This is a genomic window from Nocardioides exalbidus, from assembly GCF_900105585.1.
Lineage (GTDB): Bacteria > Actinomycetota > Actinomycetes > Propionibacteriales > Nocardioidaceae > Nocardioides > Nocardioides exalbidus.
The window spans coordinates 1,535,698-1,551,426 of the sequence record NZ_FNRT01000002.1 but is presented as its reverse complement, the minus strand read 5'-3'; the positions used below and the strand labels follow the sequence as shown (position 1 = coordinate 1,551,426).

Here is a 15,729-nt window from a genome sequence, read left to right as displayed (position 1 = left end):
AGCTGTGCGCTCCCGGCCCCTCGTCGGTCACTGGTGGGTCAGTACACCCGGACCTGCATGCCGGTGCCGCTCTGCGAGAGCACCTGCATCTTCACCCCTGCTCCAGCCACCTTGACCCCGACCCGGGGCAGGCCCGCGTCGGCGAAGGGCTGGAAGTAGCGGTTCGGGTCGCTGTCGTCGAACAGCGGGTTGGCCGCGCGTCCCCGGATGTAGCTCTTCCGTCCACCGGAGGTGAGGTAGAAGGAGTCCGAGGTCTGGAGGCCGAACGGCGCGTCGTAGTTCTGGATCCGACCGCGCCACGCCTGCCCCTGCAGGTTGTAGTGCACGAAGGGGTTGGCGTCGACCGGCAGCACCAGGCCACCACCCGGGTGGGTGCTGGTGTTGTTGTCGGAGAACGACGTGTCCCAGTAGTTGACCAGCAGGCCGTCCTGGTAGGGGAACTTCTCCACGAAGTCGGGCCGGTCCGGGAAGCTGAAGTTGTACGGACCGGTCTGGAGGTACTTGTCGTAGGAGGTGTAGGTGCGGTTGCTGGCCAGGTAGAACTGGTCGTAGGCCGTGTCGTAGCTGGCCCCCACCGAGCGGAAGCCGTCGAGCGTCCACCCGTTGGGCGAGGTCTCCGCGCCGTCGGCGAACACGGTCGTCGCGCCGTTGGTCACCTTGATGTCGTCGACCAGCAGGCCCGACCAACCGAGGTCGGCGTCCTGGCCCTGGACGGCGCCGTCGGTGACGTAGCGGGCCCGGAAGCCGATGGTCTGCCCGGCGTAGGCCGACAGGTCGTAGGTCGCGGTGACGTAGTCGCTGACGCCGTCGATGCCCGTCTCGGCGATGGGATCGTTGTCGGGGTTGGTGTCACCATCGGTGTCCGGGTCGATCGCGGAGGTGTCCAGCGGCGTCCAGGTGCCGCTGCCGGCCGGCGACTGCACCTCGAGGTAGCCGTAGTCGTAGTCCTCCTCGATGTTCCACGCCGCCTTGAGCGACAGCGTGGTGGTCCCGGCCGGGATCGCGAGGTCGGTGCGGGCCATGGTGGCCTCGTAGCCGTCGCCGGCACCGCTGTACCACTGCTTGGTGCCCTCGGCCGGGGTCGGCAGCGTGGTCGCGACCTGCTTGTCGGGGAGCACGACCGCGACACCCTGGGCCTTGCTCGAGTTGTACTCGTGGGGGCCGAGGTCGATGGTGCGGTCCTGCCCGGCGACGACGGTCTCGTAGTCGAGCCAGCCCAGCTGCAGCTTGTCCCACACCCCGAGGTCGGCCGCGCGGGTGCCGATGCCCTGGTCGCCTGCCGCGGACACGCGGCTCTGCGCCATCAGCGTCCACCAGCTGACCGGGTTGTCCCCGGAGGCGGCGGTGTCGTAGTGGTCGGGCAGGCCGAGGTCGTGGCCGTACTCGTGCGCGACCACCGAGATGCCGCCGTTCTCGGGCTGCACCGTGTAGTCGGCCACCCAGATGCCGGTGTTGCCGATCTGCGTGCCACCGTCCGGGTTGGCGACGCCACCGGGCGTCGGGCCCTGGCCGGTGCCCTGGAAGGCCTTCCAGCGGTGGCTCCAGATGGCGTCCTCGCCGTAGATCGGGTCACCGTCGGCCTGGTCACCACCGGAGTGGATGACCTGGAAACGGTCGATGTAGCCGTCGGGCTCGTCGAAGTTGCCGTCGCCGTCGAAGTCGTAGCGGTCGACCTTGTCGAACTTCGAGACGATCCGCTTGATCTGCGCGTCGGTCTTGCCGGCGGCCCTCTGGTCGGCGACCCACTGGGTCATGCCGTCCGAGATGAGGTTCCAGGTGTTGTTGCAGACGTTGCCGGCGCAGGGGTAGCCGTTGCTGCGGCCGTAGCGCGCCTCGTTGTAGGGGACGGTCACCACGTCGGTGACCATGCCGTCGACGCTGTAACGACCCGAGGACTGGCGCTCGTAGTAGCTCTTGAGCGAGTCCTTCAGGTCGCCCTCACCGAAGTAGAGGTCCTTGTAGTACTTCTTGTTGAAGTTCTTGCGCCACTGCGTCGAGTTGTCGTTGGGACCGGGCTGGGGGATCTCGTTGAACCCGGGGCCCTCGAAGGTGACCGGGCCGGGCGTCAGCGGATCAGTGTCACGGTCGGGGTAGTTCGGGTGGCGCTGGTTGCCGAAGTCGACCAGCAGCACGAAGACCTCGTCGGTGCGCTCGTTGCCGAGCTCGACGTACTGGTCCTGCGTGGTGGCCGCCTTGCCCTTGCGGGCTCCGGCCTTGCCGCGGGCGGCCGGCTCCTTGCCGACCTTCAGCACGCTGGTGCCGTTGATGGTCTGCGGCGACGCCTCGCCGCTGAGCACGTCGGCCCAGGCCTGCTGGCGCAGGGCCGCCTGCTTCTCGGCCTCCGGGTTGGGCAGCACGTGCTCCGAGTTGGCCGCATGCGCCTCCCCGACGCTGCGCTTGGTCTCGGCGGGGGCCGAGGTGGCCGGGGCGATGCTCAGCGCCCCGAGTCCGGTGATCAGGGCAAGGGAAAGCCCAAGGGTCGTGGATCTCACGAGTTCTTCCTTTCCGAGAGACAGGAAGGCGGGCTGGATCAGCCGCGACGACTCCCTGCCTCTGGGACCCTAGGCCCGCCCCGGCGCGTTGAACAGACCCCCGGTTGGGGAAATAGACCGAAGGACTACGGGCGCGCTACTGCGTCGCCTCGAGCTGCTGCGGCGGCGCGACGGCGTAGGACGAGGAGAGTCGGCGGTAGGGCGACGAGGCGAGCGCGAGGAGGACCGTCACCATCATGATGGCGCCGGCGGCGAGGAAGACGAGCGCGATCCCGCGGGCGTCGCCGTCGCCGAGCAACCACCCCCACGTGTCACGACCGGCGCCGGACTCCATGTAGGGGATCAGCCAGAACTCGGCGATCGGCCCGATCAGGAACGCCGAGATCGGGCTGGCCGCGAGCTCGACGCTCTGGGCGAACCCGAAGACACGACCCTGGGTCCGGTAGGGGACGACGCGCTGGAGGATCGTCTGCTCCGACGCCTCCGCCACCGGCATCAGCGCCATGAAGACGAAGATGCCGAGGACGTAGAGCCAGGCGAGCTCCCGGATCGTGAACGTCATCCCGAGCACCGCGACGGCCAGGTTGATCAGCAGGAGCGTGCGCACGGGGTTCTTCCCGAGGCCGAACCTGGCGACGAGGCCGCCGCCGATGACGAAGCCGATGCCCGTCACGCCGAGGACGATGCCCCACGCCTCGACGCTGAAGAGCTCGAGGCCGTAGGGGTCCATGAGCGCGACGTAGACGCCGCTCACCAGGTTGTTGAAGGTCGTGAAGAGGATGAGGGCGACCAGGCCGGGCACCACGGTGATGGCGGCGATCGCCCCCCTGACGTCGAACCGGGCGCCGCCCTCCTCCGGGTCGGGCGCGCGCTCGGGGATGGTGATCGGCAGCAGGTGGAGCAGCGAGACGCCGGTCAGCACGATCGAGACCGCGAGGGTCCAGCCCATGCCGATGAGGCCGACGCTCAGGCCGCTGAAGACGCTCGTGACCATGAACGAGATGCCCTGCACGGTGCCGACCAAGCCATTGGCCTTGTCGCGGTCGTCGTCGGGGACGAGCAGTGTGACCGTGGTCGACAGCGCGATGTTGCGCAGGCTCTCCACGACGCCCCCGGCCAGGATCACCGCGCTGAGCAGCCAGAACCACGGGCTGCCCCAGTCGGCGAGGCGGTCCTCGCCGAGCAGCACCCAGAGACCGCCGGCGGTGGCGTAGGTCACCAGCGTCACGGTCGAGGAGATGACCATGACCTGCTTCTTGCGGTGCCGGTCGACCAGCGTGCCGAAGAAGGTGCCGAAAACTGCGGTGAAGAGCATGTAGCCGCCGCCGATGATCGCGGTGGCCATCACCGAGCGGGTCTCGAGGTAGGCCCAGAAGGTGAGCGCGAACCAGAGGTAGCTCGACGTCACGTTGGCCACGAGGGTGTTGCCGAGCACCTGCCGGAAGGCGCGCACGGTCTCCGGCCCGCGGGTCACCCCGGGCGGGAGGTGCGCCTCGACCTGCGGGGCTGCAGGATCGGCGGGGATCTCGTCGGCCACGTCGCGACCCTAGACGCCGGCACCGACATCGCGCCTCCTACTTCGTGCGGCCCCCGACCGGGGTCCAGCCGTCCCACATCGCCGCCACGTGGCGTACGTCGGTCCCGCAGCAGCCGCCGACGATGCGGACCGACGGCAGCTCGTCGGCGAGCGCCCGGGTCCGCGCGGCCAGGTCGTCGAGGTCGCCCTCGTCGAGCACCTCGGCCTCGTCGAGCTCGGCGTGCGTCTGGCGCGATGAGTTCACGCGCAGGCCCGCGATGCGGGCGGCCCACGGTGCTGACGCCTCGATCCCGGGCCGCACGTGGTCGGGATGCGCGCAGTTGACCAGCAGGTGCGCGGCGCCGGCACCCGTCGCGGCGTCGAGCTGCTGGACCGCCTCGCCCAGGGGCGTACCGTCCGGGAGCCGGCCGTCGGTCTCGACGGTGAACGAGACGGCCAGCGGCAGCCCGACGTCCTGGGCCGCCCGGACCACCCCGACGGCCTCGGCCACCGTGGTCAGCGTGAGCACGGTCGCCAGGTCGGCGCCCGCCTCGGCGAACGCCGCCACCTGCGCCAGGTGGTAGTCGGCGTAGCGGTCCGCGTCGAGGTCACCGGCCTGGTAGCCGTCGCCCCGCGGCCCGATCGTGCCGCCGACGAGGGTCTCGCCCCCGTGCTCGCGGACGTGCTCCTCGGCGAGCGCGGCCAGGAAGGAGACCGCGTCGTGGTTGACCCGGCGCAGTGCGTGGTCGTCGTACCCCAGCCGGGCGCCCCAGTCGGCGTTGGCCCGCCAGGTCGGGGTCTCGAGCAGCAGCCCGGCTCCGGCGTCCGCCGCGACCTCGGTGAAGCCGCGGAAGTAGTCGGTGAGGACCTCGCGCCCCTCCTGGTCGTCGAGCAGCGGGAAGGCCGCGAACTCCGGCAGGTCGATCCCGTGGTGGAAGACCAGGTCGGTCTCGAGCCCGCCGTCGGTGACCCAGCCTGCGGGGTGGTCCGGCAGCCGCCATGTCGTCATCGGACCTCCCGTGGTGGGGCAACATCTCGTTGTAGCACCGCGGGCCGAGGTCGCGAACGGCCGACTAGACCGCTGGGAACTCCTCCGCGACCGCCGTCAGCCTGGCGACGTACGACGACCACTCGAGGTCGGGCAGGTTGCTCGAGCCGACGAGGAAGCCGGCGGCGCCGTCGATGCCCTCGCGCAGGATGTCGGCGTGGCCGGCGTGCCGGGCGACGTCGCTGATGACGTGCACGACGACCCGGTGCAGCGAGACGTCGCAGTGGTCCTCGGGCCACCACGGCACCCGCCCGCGGGCGTCGAGCGGCAGGCTGGCGACGGTCTCGTCGCAGAAGGCCCACACCCGGCGGTAGAACTCGACGACCTCGCTCGCCGGCACGTCGGCCGGGACCCACCAGTCGGCCTGCGGATCGAGGTCGGCCACCTCGTCGGTGACGTACAGGGGGTGGTCGGTCTCGGGCCACTCGCGGCCGAACGTCGGCCCGAAGTAGCCGATCTCGACGTTGGCGCAGTGGCGCACGATCCCGAGCAGGTTGGTGCCGGTCGGGGTGCGCGGCAGGCGCAGGTCCCGCTCGCCCAGCCCCTCGAGCTTCCAGAGCAGCGAGTCCCTCGCGTCCTGGAGGTAGTCGAGCAGCGCGGTCGCGGGGTCGAGCAGGTGGTCGTCCATCCGCCGATCATGCCCCCGGAGATTTCTGGAGTCACCGGATATCCGGTGACCGCCCCGCTTGTCGGCCGAGATCTGGGCCGACAACCGGGAGACTCGGGTGCGAAGTACCGTTTCCGGCGTGACCTCCCGCGTGCACTCGATCCACGTCGCGCCGGGCCGCCGGCTGCCGACGAAGTCGGTCGGGAGCGTCGAGGCCGAGGAGGGCCGGGGCCTGGTCGGCGACCGCTACCACGGCTCGAAGCACCGGCACGTCACCGTGCAGGTCCTCGACGACCTCGAGGCCGCTGCCGAGGCGCTCGGCCGGCCGGTCGACCCCGGCCTCACGCGGCGCAACATCACCCTCGACCACGGCCCGCTCCCGACGCGACCGGGCGAGCGCATGACGATCGCCGACGTCGACCTCGAGGTGGTCCGGATCGCGGCGCCGTGCCGGCTCCTCGACGACGACCTCGGCCCGGGCGCGATGCAGGCGCTGAAGTCGCCCCGCGGCGGCACGGTCTTCCGGCTGCTGTCGTCCGGCACGATCAGCGTCGGCGACGAGGCCGCGATCGTCCCGGCCCCTGACAGCTAGGGAGGTCCTGGTCGGCGAGCTACAGAGGCTCGTGCCGGATCCAGTCGACCTCGAAGGTCGGCTCGTGGTCGCGGGTGCTGCCGTCCTCGCGGTCGGGGAAGTCGAGGACGCCGACGAACATCTGCAGGGGGTACGCCGGGCACTCCGCCGACGTGCGCAGCGGCACGTCGTCGACGGTCCAGGTGCACCCCGACGCGGTCATCGAGACGGCGTACTCGTGCCACTCCCGCAGGTCGAGGTCGACCGGCGTCACCGAGAAGTCCTCCCGCAGCGCGGGGTCGCGGAACCGGTGCACGCCCGCACCGACCCCGGCGGACGCCGGGGTGACGGTGTCGCCGAAGACCTCGAAGACGCACACCTCGCCGCACCGGTCGGGCTCGTCCTCGAAGCCGGTCATCCAGACCGACACCATCGAGCGCGCGGTCAGGTCGGCGCGCGCCCGGACGGTCACACGTCCGCCGGAGACGAGCCACCCCTCGAAGCGCGCCTGCTCCTCGGTGACCGTCAGGCCCTCGGCGAACGGTTGCTGCCCGACCGTCGAGCCGAGCGGTCCGGCGTAGAGCCCCGAGGCGATCGTCGAGACCCGCAGCGCGGGGGTGTGCCGGTCGGGACACCACAGGCCTTGGCCGACCGGGATGGTCAGGCGCAGCACCGAGTCGCGGACGGCGTACGACGCCCGCGTCCCCTCGCGGGACGACCAGTGGGGCAGGTAGTGCGGCACCCACCGGTCGTCCGCGAGGTCGGGACCCTCGAAGTCCTCCGTCGTCACGCAGCCAGCGTCAGACGTCGTACCTGTCGTTGTCCATGACCTTGACCCACGCTGCGACGAAGTCGTGGACGAACTTCTCCTCGGCGCCGTCCTGGGCGTAGACCTCGGCCACCGCGCGCAGCTCGGAGTTCGACGCAAAGACCAGGTCGGCCCGCGTGCCGGTCCAGGCACCGCTCTCGTAGCGGTCGTTGGAGCCCGCGGGCGACCAGACCGTGCCGAGGTCGAGCAGGTTGACGAAGAAGTCGTTGGTCAGCTGGCCGGGACGCTCGGTGAGCACGCCGTCGGTCGACGCCGCGGTGTTCGCGCCGAGGACCCGGAGGCCGCCGACGAGGACGGTCAGCTCGGGCGCGCTCAGGTTGAGGAGATTGGCCTTGTCGACGAGGAGGTACTCCGCCGGCAGCTTGGCGTCCGAGCGGACGTAGTTGCGGAAGCCGTCGGCCTTCGGCTCGAGCCAGGCGAAGGACTCGACGTCGGTCTGCTCCTGCGTCGCGTCGCCGCGACCCGGGGTGAAGGGCACCTCGACCGTGACGCCGGCCGCGGCTGCGGCCTGCTCCACCCCGACGTTGCCCGCGAGGACGACGGTGTCGGCGAAGGTGATGTCGTGCGCCTCGGCGATGCCCTCGAGCACCGTGACGACGCCGGCGAGCTGCTGCGGGTCGTTGACCTCCCAGCTGCGCTGCGGCTCGAGGCGGATGCGACCGCCGTTGGCGCCACCGCGCTTGTCGGAGCCGCGGTACGACGACGCGGCGGCCCAGGCGGTCGACACGAGCTGGCTGACCGTGAGGCCGGCGTCGGCGATCTTCGCCTTCACGGCAGCGACGGTCTCGGCGGTGGCGACGTGCGCCGGGGCCGGGATCGGGTCCTGCCAGAGCAGCTCCTCCGAGGGGACCTCGGGGCCGAGGTAGCGCGAGACCGGGCCCATGTCGCGGTGGGTCAGCTTGAACCACGCGCGGGCGAAGGCGTCGGCGAACTGGTCGGGGTTCTCGAGGAAGCGGCGCGAGATCTGCTCGTAGGCCGGGTCCATGCGCAGGGCGAGGTCGGTGGTGAGCATCGTCGGGCGACGCTTGGCCCCGCCCTCGTCGGGCGCCGGGATGATCGCCTCGGAGTCCTTGGCGACCCACTGGTTCGCACCCGCGGGCGACTGCTCGAGCTCCCACTCGTGCTCGAAGAGGATCTCGAGGAAGCGGTTGCTCCACTGCGTCGGGACGTCGGTCCAGGTGACCTCGAGACCGGACGTGATGGCGTCCTTGCCGACGCCGGAGCCGTAGGTCGAGAGCCAGCCCATGCCGCCGGTCTCGATCGGGGCACCCTCCGGCTCGGGGCCGACGTGCTCCTCCGGGTCGGCCGCGCCGTGGGTCTTGCCGAAGGTGTGGCCACCGGCGATGAGGGCGACGGTCTCCTCGTCGTTCATCGCCATGCGGCTGAAGGTGTCGCGGATGTCGAAGGCGGCCGCGAGCGGGTCGGGCTTGCCCTCGGGGCCCTCCGGGTTGACGTAGATGAGGCCCATCTGGACCGCGGCGAGCGGGTTCTCGAGCTCACGGTCGCCGGAGTAGCGCTGCTCCCCACCCCGGTCGCCGCCGAGCCACTCGGTCTCCGGGCCCCAGTAGACGTCGTCGTCCGGCTCCCAGGCGTCGACGCGGCCGCCGGCGAAGCCGAAGGTCTCGAAGCCCATGTCCTCGAGCGCGACGTTGCCGGTGAGGATCATCAGGTCGGCCCACGAGAGGGCGTTGCCGTACTTCTTCTTCACCGGCCACAGCAGGCGGCGGGCCTTGTCGAGGTTGCCGTTGTCGGGCCACGAGTTGAGGGGTGCGAAGCGCTGCTGGCCGGTGCCGCCACCGCCGCGGCCGTCCTGGACGCGGTAGGTGCCGGCGCTGTGCCAGGCCATCCGGATCATCAGCGGGCCGTAGTGGCCGAAGTCGGCGGGCCACCAGTCCTGGCTGTCCTTCAGCACGGCCGCGATGTCGGCCTTCACGGCCGGCAGGTCGAGGGTCGCGAACGCGGCCGCGTAGTCGAACTCCTCGCCGAGCGGGTTAAGCACCGGCTGGTTCTTCGCGAGGATCTTGAGGTTGAGCCGCTCGGGCCACCAGACCTGGTTCGCGTCGCCCTCGGTGGGTCGCGGCTGGTGGTGGATGACGGGGCACTTGCCCGCGCCGCCCTCCTCGTTCATCTCGCCGACCTCGGCGTTGGCGTGGTTCGAGTCGGAGGTGTCGGTCGCGCGTGCGGAGTCGTTGGGCAGCTCGTCGGACATGGGGGATCCCTCTCAGTTGGTGGACGTGTGCGAAGCGGTGGTGGCGCAGGCGGGGCACAGGCCCCAGTAGGTGACCTCGGCCTCGTCGATGACGAAGCCCCGGCTGTCGGAGGCGTCGAGGCACGGCGTGTGGCCGACGGCGCAGTCGACGTCGGCGACCGCGCCGCAGGAGCGGCAGACCACGTGGTGGTGGTTGTCGCCGACACGCAGCTCGTAGCGCGCGACCGACCCGGCCGGCTGGATCCTGCGGACGATGCCGTGGTCGGACAGGACGCCGAGCACGTCGTAGACCGCTTGGTGCGACACCGCGGGCTCCTCGGCCCGGACGGCGGCGAGGACGCTTCCGGTGTCGGCGTGCGGGTGACGTCGTACGGCGCGCAGCACGGCCAGGCGCGGCCGCGTGACCCTCAGGTCGGCGCTGCGGAGCAGCTGCTCGAACTGGCCCTCGAGCTCGGCCTCGGACGTCTGGTCGTTCATCGTCTCCACCCTGCCCCCGTTTCTTGAACGAGTCAAGTCTTGCCGGGCGACCGCTATCCCAGCGAGGCGGCCTCGACCAGCCAGGCCCAGGCCTTCGCCCGGTCGGCGTCGGAGGGGCGGGTGGTGGGCAGGAGGGACGTCGGCCGCGCGACGCGGTCGTGCCAGAACAGGCTGGTCGGCGGCGGGGGCTCGACCGCGGTGAGCCAGACACTGGTGTCGGCGCCCTGGGCGTCGTCGCGGAGCACCGGGCGGGTGATCCTCCGGAAGCCGGGCAGCGACTCCTGCACGCCGGGGGTGTCGGCCCAGCCGGGGTGCATCGTGGCGACCGTGAGCCCGCCCCAGCGCTCCGCGAGGAGCGGCGCCATCTCGACCTGCCACCGCTTCGACCGGGCGTAGGACGCGGTCGGGGAGTAGTCGCCGGTCGTGTAGGCGGGGTCGTCGGCGCGCAGCGGCTGGCCGTACATCCCCCCGCTGCTCACCAGCACCACCCGGCCGCCGGCCAGCGACGGCAGCAGCGCCTCGGTCATCACGACCGGACCGACGAGGTGGACGGCCATGCTGAGCTCGAGGCCCTGCGGCGACTCGGTCCGCTCCGGCGGCATCACGCCGGCGTTGTGGACGACGGCGTGCAGCTCGGGGACGGACGCGGCGAAGTTGGTCGCGAAGCGTCGTACGTCGTCGAGGTCGGCCACGTCGCACCGCCAGAGCCTCAGGTCGACGCCGGGCTGCGCGGCCCGCAGCCGGTCGGCGACCCCGGCTCCCTTGGCCTCGTCGCGCACGAGCATGTGGACGCTCGCCCCGAGCCGGGCGACGCCCGCGACGGTGGCGGTCCCCAGGCCGGAGCTCGCGCCGGTGACCAGCACGTGCCGGCCCTCGAGCGAGCGCGGCAGCGGGTCGGCGGGCCAGCCCGGCAGTCGGCGCCGCACCGCCAGGCCGATCGTCGTGTAGCCGAGGACCAGCGAGCGGTCCATGACGGCGTCGACCAGCCTGGCAGGCAGCGGGCGTGACATCTCGACCAGCCCCCGGGTCAGCTCGCGTCGAGCCGCGACAGCTCGTCGGCCGTGAGCTCGAGCGACGCGGCGGCGGCGGAGTCGGTGATCGACGAGGGTCGCTTGGCGCCGGGGATCGGGATGACGACCGGCGACTGGGCGAGCTCCCAGGCCAGGGCGACCTGCTGGGCGCTGACCCCGCGGGCCTCGGCGATCTCGGCGAACGCCGGGTGCTTCTCGGCGAGCTCCTTGGCGTCGGACAGACCGCCGAGCGGGCTCCACGGGAGGAAGGCGAGGCCGAGCTCCTCGCACGCCTCGATCTCGGCCTGGGAGGAGCGGAACTTCGGGCTGTACTGGTTCTGCACGCTGATCAGCCGGTCGCCGAGGACCGCGTGCGCGGCGCGGATCTGCTCAGGGTTGGCGTTGGACAGGCCGACGTGTGCGACCTTGCCGCTGTCGGCGATCTCCTTGATCGTGCCGATGACCTCGTCGTAGGGCACCTTCGGGTCGGGCCGATGGTGCTGCCACAGAGACAGCTGCTCGACGCCGAGGCGCTCGAGGCTGGCGTCGACGGCGGCGTGCAGGTGGGCCGCGGAGGAGTCGGTGTCCCAGCTGCCGCCCTCGCCGCGGACGTGACCGCCCTTGGTGGCGAGGAAGACGCGGTCGCGGGCGCCGAGCTCGTCGAGGATCGAGGCGATGAGGCGCTCGTTCTCGCCCTGCGCGCCGGCGCCCTTCTCCTCACCCGGCCCGTAGGCGTCGGCGGTGTCGAAGAGGGTGACGCCCGCGTCGAGCGCGGCGGAGACGGTGTCGACGAGCTGCTGGCGCGGCTGCGTGCCGGTCTGGTCGAAGGTCATGAGGCCGAGCCCGATGGCGCCGACCTGTGTGGTTCCGAGGGTGCGAGTGTCCATGTCACCCAACCTACGAGACCCGCGGTCAGGCGGTGACGCCCTGCCAGATCAGCAGGACGCCGAAGACCACGAAGGCCGCCGTGGCGAACCACTTCACGGCCTTCTCGGGCAGCTGGCGGCCGAGCAGCGCACCGACCACGATGGCGAGCGCGTCGGCGGCCACCATCCCGACCGTGGATCCGATCCAGGTGCCGAACCAGCCCTCGTGCGTGGCGAGGGTGATGGTGGCGAGCATCGTCTTGTCGCCGAGCTCGGCCAGGAAGAACGCGATGCCGACGGCGAGGATCGCCGCACCCTGGCTGTTGCGGGCCTTGTCGGCCTCCTCGTCGGTGAGCTCGTCGCCGCGGAGCGTCCACGCCGCGAAGCCGAGGAAGGCGATGCCGGCCACGATGTTGATGGCGCCCTGGTAGTCGGAGAACGCGTCGCCGATGGCGGCGCCGATGCCGACCGAGACGAGGTGCACGATCGCGGTGGCGATCGTGAGGCCGATGATGACGTCACGGGGCTTGTAGCGGGTGGCGAAGGTCATCGCCATCAGCTGCGACTTGTCGCCGAGCTCGGCGACGAAGATGACGGCGGTGCTGATCCACAGGGCTTCCCACATGGGGGTTTCCTCTCCGGCCCAGCCGGAGGACGACCCTCAGGGAGTGGGACGCGCCTTCGACCAGGCACGTCCCGTTGAAATGGTCGTGTGTTCTGGTCGAAAGTCTCGTCCGCCACCGAGGTGGCCCGGTGCGCCGGACCCGGAGAGGATCAGCATGTCGACGCACCTGTTGGGGACTACTCCCTTTCAGGTCCCACGCTAGACGACATCGTGTCGAGCGACCCAGTCGGCGCAGGCGTGACCTGGCCCACCCTCAGACGGCGTTGAGCCGGAAGGTCTCCAGCAGGCCGAACGCCGCGACCGCGTGCGGGCCCAGGTCGTCGCCCACCGACTCCCGCGCGAACGACACGAAGTCCTGGAGGTCGGCGACCTCGCGGGCGGTGATGTTGCGGAAGCCCATCGACCAGGTCGAGAACGCCCGCTCGTCGACGTACCTCCGGTCCACGACGCGTACGCCGGTGTGGCGCGGGTCGGCCTCGATCAGCTCGAGCAGGTCGTCGACGACCAGCGCGTCTCCCTCGAGCGTCTGCATCACGGCACCGCCGCTGTAGAGCAGGAGGCCGGTGATGCCGAGGCGCTCGTTCTTCGGCCGGATCTGCTCGATCAGGTCGACGAGCTGGCCGACGGACATGAGCTCGGTGGCGGAGCTGGCGTAGGTGACGGAGATCAGGTCAGGGCTGGTCATGGCACGGTCGATCGTAGTTCGGCGGTTCGCGCGGTTCTTCACCCGCAGGACGGTGTGGACGACGCAGGTCCGCGCTGGTGATCCGCCGGCCCGGGGGAGGCGTCTCCCGGGCCGGCGGACTCTGGGGGGTGGAGAGGTGGGTCAGGGGGCGACGGCGTTGACCCGCAGGGTCAGCGTCGAGGTGAGCGTCCGGGCGTCGCCGCCGTAGGACACCGTGACCCGCGTGGCGCCGGGCTTCTTCATGACCGGCAGCCAGACCGTCGCCCGGCCGCGGCCGAGACGCTTCTCCAGGCGCACCTTGCCGATGCGGACGGTGACCACGCCGGTCGGCCTGGCGCCGGCCGAGGAGACGGTGATCGCCAGCTTCGCCCGGGTGCGGCGCGCGACGACCTTGCCGGGCTTGACCGCCACCTTGATCCGCGAGCCGGCCTTGGTCGGGGCGGGCAGGGCCGGCGTCGGACCCGTCTGCGGAGCGGGGTTCGGCGCCGGGTTCGGGTTCGGGGTCGGGTCGGGCGTCGGGTCCGGGTCGGGCTGCGGGTTGGTGGGTGCCGCGGTGACGACGACCGGGAGCTGCACGGTGGTGCCGGTGGTGGTGCCGACGACCTTCACGGTGGTGGCTCCTGCGGCCAGGTCCGCGGGCAGCGTCGCCCGGACGGCGACCCGGCCGTGCAGGTCGGTCGGGTCGTCGGAGCGCGTGTTGTCGACCGGGAAGGTGCCGATCACGCGGTTGCCGACGCTCACCGCGACGGTCGTGTCCACCGGGTCGGAGGCGCCGGCGTAGGACCACGACGCGAGGTCGACGGCGTACTCCGTGCCGGCGACATAGGACGACGGCGCACCGGCGGGCACGTGCACGTCGACGGCCGCCTGGGCGGACGGCGCCGCGACCGGGGCGGTCAGCGACTTGTCGCCGAGGTAGGCGGCGAGGGCCGCGACCGTGCTGGTGCGCGCGGTCGGCGTCCCGGCCGAGAACCCGGTGAAGTTGTCGCCGCCGGCGGCGAGCGACTGGGCGACGGCGACCACGATGTTGCCGGTGCCGGTCAGCGAGACCGGGGTGCCGTCGAGCCACATGCCGGTGATCCGGTCGCCCACGGGGCGGGTGGCGTCCTGGGTCCACGTGAAGCCGGACGACGCGCCGAGGCGGACGAACCCGGGGGTCGCGCCGGAGGGCTGCCACTGCTGCTCGAGGATCGCCTTGATCTGCGATCCGGTCAGTCGCATCGTCACGAGCGGCTCGTCGGTGACGGCCGCGGCCGCCTGGGCGTAGGTGAGTCCCGCGCCCGAGGCGACGAGGTCGGCCTGCAGCCGGGTCGGGCTGGCGAGGGCGAGCCGGGCGTTGCCGGTGCCGGCCGTGCGGGTGGCCCAGCGCTGCGAGTCGGCGACGAGGTTGCCGAGGGTGGACTCGCCACCGGGGTTCACGGTCGTGCCGTTGGCGAGCGTCGCGCGCCGGACGGGCGCCGCCTGGCCCAGGACGACACCGCTCGCGGACCAGATGTTGCGGAAGCGGACGTTGCCGACGGCGTCGTTGCCGGCACGGTTCTCGAGTCCGACGTAGCCGGTCATCGGCGCGGTGCGGTCGACCGAGTTGATCCGCGTCCCGTTGAGCAGCAGGCGGATGCGTGCCGGGGTGACCTGGATGCTGAAGCTGTTCCACTGGCCCTGCGGCTTGAGGGCGGCGGCGAGTGCGGCGGCATCGGGCGGGGTGGTCAGCGAGCCGTCGCCGGTGACGATGGTGCCGGTGTCGGACGCGCCGATCCGGACCTGGTAGCCACCGGTCGGGCTGGCCGCGTTGTTGCTGGTCGAGCCGACGTAGACCGACGAGGCCGACGTCGCGGCGCCGCGCATGAAGTCGACGCCGAGCGTGTAGGGACCGCTCTGCTGGGCCAGCGTCCAGGTCGTGCCCTGGCCGCGGAAGCCACGGAGCGTGCAGTCGGTCTGGAAGCCGAAGCCGCCCGCGCCGGCCTTGTGCCACCTCGGCGCGGCGATCGTGCCGTCGAAGGAGGCGAAGGTGCCGTCGAAGAGGCGGGTGGCGCCCGCCGGGATGGTGGTCGAGGCGGTGCACGGCGCGGCCGGGGTGCCGCCGCTCGGGGCGGCCGGGGCGGTGCCCCCCACCTGGATCGCGTCGAAGTTGAGGCGGCAGGTCTCGTCGCCGCCGTTCTCGACGTTGCGCTGGCAGTCGACGGCAAGGGTGTTGGTGCCCGCGTTGAGGGTGACCGTGGCGGGCGTCCAGCCCCACCGCTCCCAGCCGTCGTGCTGGTCGGGCTCACCGGGGACGAAGGTGCGGGGGAAGCTGAGGACCTGGCGGGAGCCGCCGTTGACGAGCAGGCCCATCTTGCGGGTGACGTTGTCGTCCTCGGCGCTGCCGAGGCCGCCGGCGGAGTAGCGGATCCAGACCGGGTACGTCCCCGCCTCCGGCGCGGTGAACGTCATGGTCGAGCGCATGCCCGGGTCGCGGAACGTGTAGGAGCTCTCGCCGGAGAAGTTGCCGTGGTCGCCCTGGTCGCGCCCGGGGTTGCCGACGATCGCGCCGTTCTCGACCTCGAGCCACGCGATCATCGCGTCGCCGGGAGCGGCGGAGGCCGGCGCCGACGAGGCGGCGACGACGCCCGCGGCGGCGACCGCGAGCGAGACGAGGGTGGTGACGGTGCGGCGCCAGCGGGCGGGGGCGGACTGGGTCACGAGGGGTGCTCCTTGCGAGGACTGCGGTGACGGCCTGTGACGCATGCCACAGGCACTCGCGGACGCTACTCCCATGAGTTCACGATGTCGAACAAGGTTCCAGATATCGACACAT

At 71.7% G+C, this 15,729-nt stretch carries 13 protein-coding genes; 1 reads left to right on the top strand and 12 read right to left on the bottom strand.

The genetic code is table 11. The features are described from left to right. Positions 1-38: 38 nt before the first annotated feature. The 4 genes from BLV76_RS07775 to BLV76_RS07760 all read right to left on the bottom strand — a co-directional run bounded on the left by BLV76_RS07775 (position 39) and on the right by BLV76_RS07760 (position 5,684). Positions 39-2,492 carry an immune inhibitor A domain-containing protein gene (locus tag BLV76_RS07775; protein ID WP_090968611.1) on the bottom strand — a complete coding sequence of 818 codons (2,454 nt, stop codon included), beginning with the start codon at positions 2,490-2,492 and terminating at the stop codon, positions 39-41. A 136-nt stretch (positions 2,493-2,628) separates the two neighbouring features. Then, positions 2,629-4,029, bottom strand: coding sequence for an MFS transporter (locus tag BLV76_RS07770; protein ID WP_245734590.1), 1,401 nt, complete (start codon positions 4,027-4,029; stop codon positions 2,629-2,631). Positions 4,030-4,066: 37 nt separating this feature from the next. Continuing rightward, positions 4,067-5,017, bottom strand: a complete 951-nt coding sequence (locus BLV76_RS07765) for a homocysteine S-methyltransferase family protein (RefSeq protein WP_090968610.1) — start codon at positions 5,015-5,017, stop codon at positions 4,067-4,069. A gap of 64 nt (positions 5,018-5,081) precedes the next feature. Further along, a complete protein-coding gene (locus tag BLV76_RS07760) occupies positions 5,082-5,684 on the bottom strand; it encodes a DinB family protein (protein WP_090968609.1) in 603 nt (200 codons plus the stop codon). 118 nt (positions 5,685-5,802) lie between these two features. On the opposite strand from BLV76_RS07760, the gene BLV76_RS07755 reads away from it, so the two are divergent. Further along, positions 5,803-6,255, top strand: coding sequence for an MOSC domain-containing protein (locus tag BLV76_RS07755; RefSeq protein WP_217630289.1), 453 nt, complete (start codon positions 5,803-5,805; stop codon positions 6,253-6,255). A gap of 19 nt (positions 6,256-6,274) precedes the next feature. Here the strand turns inward: BLV76_RS07755 and BLV76_RS07750 are convergent, their stop codons facing one another. The 8 genes from BLV76_RS07750 to BLV76_RS07715 all read right to left on the bottom strand — a co-directional run bounded on the left by BLV76_RS07750 (position 6,275) and on the right by BLV76_RS07715 (position 15,614). After that, entirely contained in the window at positions 6,275-7,024 is a 750-nt protein-coding gene (locus BLV76_RS07750) for a glycoside hydrolase family 16 protein (protein ID WP_090968608.1), read from the bottom strand. 10 nt (positions 7,025-7,034) lie between these two features. Continuing rightward, positions 7,035-9,272, bottom strand: coding sequence for a catalase/peroxidase HPI (katG, locus tag BLV76_RS07745; RefSeq protein WP_175539602.1), 2,238 nt, complete (start codon positions 9,270-9,272; stop codon positions 7,035-7,037). Positions 9,273-9,284: 12 nt separating this feature from the next. Then, the gene (locus tag BLV76_RS07740) at positions 9,285-9,749 is read right to left on the bottom strand and encodes a Fur family transcriptional regulator (protein WP_090972466.1); all 465 of its coding nucleotides are present in this window, start codon (positions 9,747-9,749) and stop codon (positions 9,285-9,287) included. Positions 9,750-9,802: 53 nt separating this feature from the next. Further along, a complete protein-coding gene (locus BLV76_RS07735) occupies positions 9,803-10,759 on the bottom strand; it encodes an SDR family NAD(P)-dependent oxidoreductase (protein WP_090968607.1) in 957 nt (318 codons plus the stop codon). Between the two features lie 17 nt (positions 10,760-10,776). After that, positions 10,777-11,646, bottom strand: a complete 870-nt coding sequence (locus tag BLV76_RS07730) for an aldo/keto reductase (protein ID WP_090968606.1) — start codon at positions 11,644-11,646, stop codon at positions 10,777-10,779. A gap of 25 nt (positions 11,647-11,671) precedes the next feature. Further along, positions 11,672-12,250 carry a TMEM165/GDT1 family protein gene (locus tag BLV76_RS07725; RefSeq protein ID WP_090968605.1) on the bottom strand — a complete coding sequence of 193 codons (579 nt, stop codon included), beginning with the start codon at positions 12,248-12,250 and terminating at the stop codon, positions 11,672-11,674. A 253-nt stretch (positions 12,251-12,503) separates the two neighbouring features. Next, positions 12,504-12,935: a BLUF domain-containing protein gene (locus BLV76_RS07720; RefSeq protein ID WP_090968604.1), complete on the bottom strand. Its 432-nt coding sequence runs from the start codon at positions 12,933-12,935 to the stop codon at positions 12,504-12,506. A 141-nt stretch (positions 12,936-13,076) separates the two neighbouring features. After that, positions 13,077-15,614: a 5'-nucleotidase C-terminal domain-containing protein gene (locus BLV76_RS07715; RefSeq protein WP_175539601.1), complete on the bottom strand. Its 2,538-nt coding sequence runs from the start codon at positions 15,612-15,614 to the stop codon at positions 13,077-13,079. Positions 15,615-15,729: the final 115 nt, after the last annotated feature.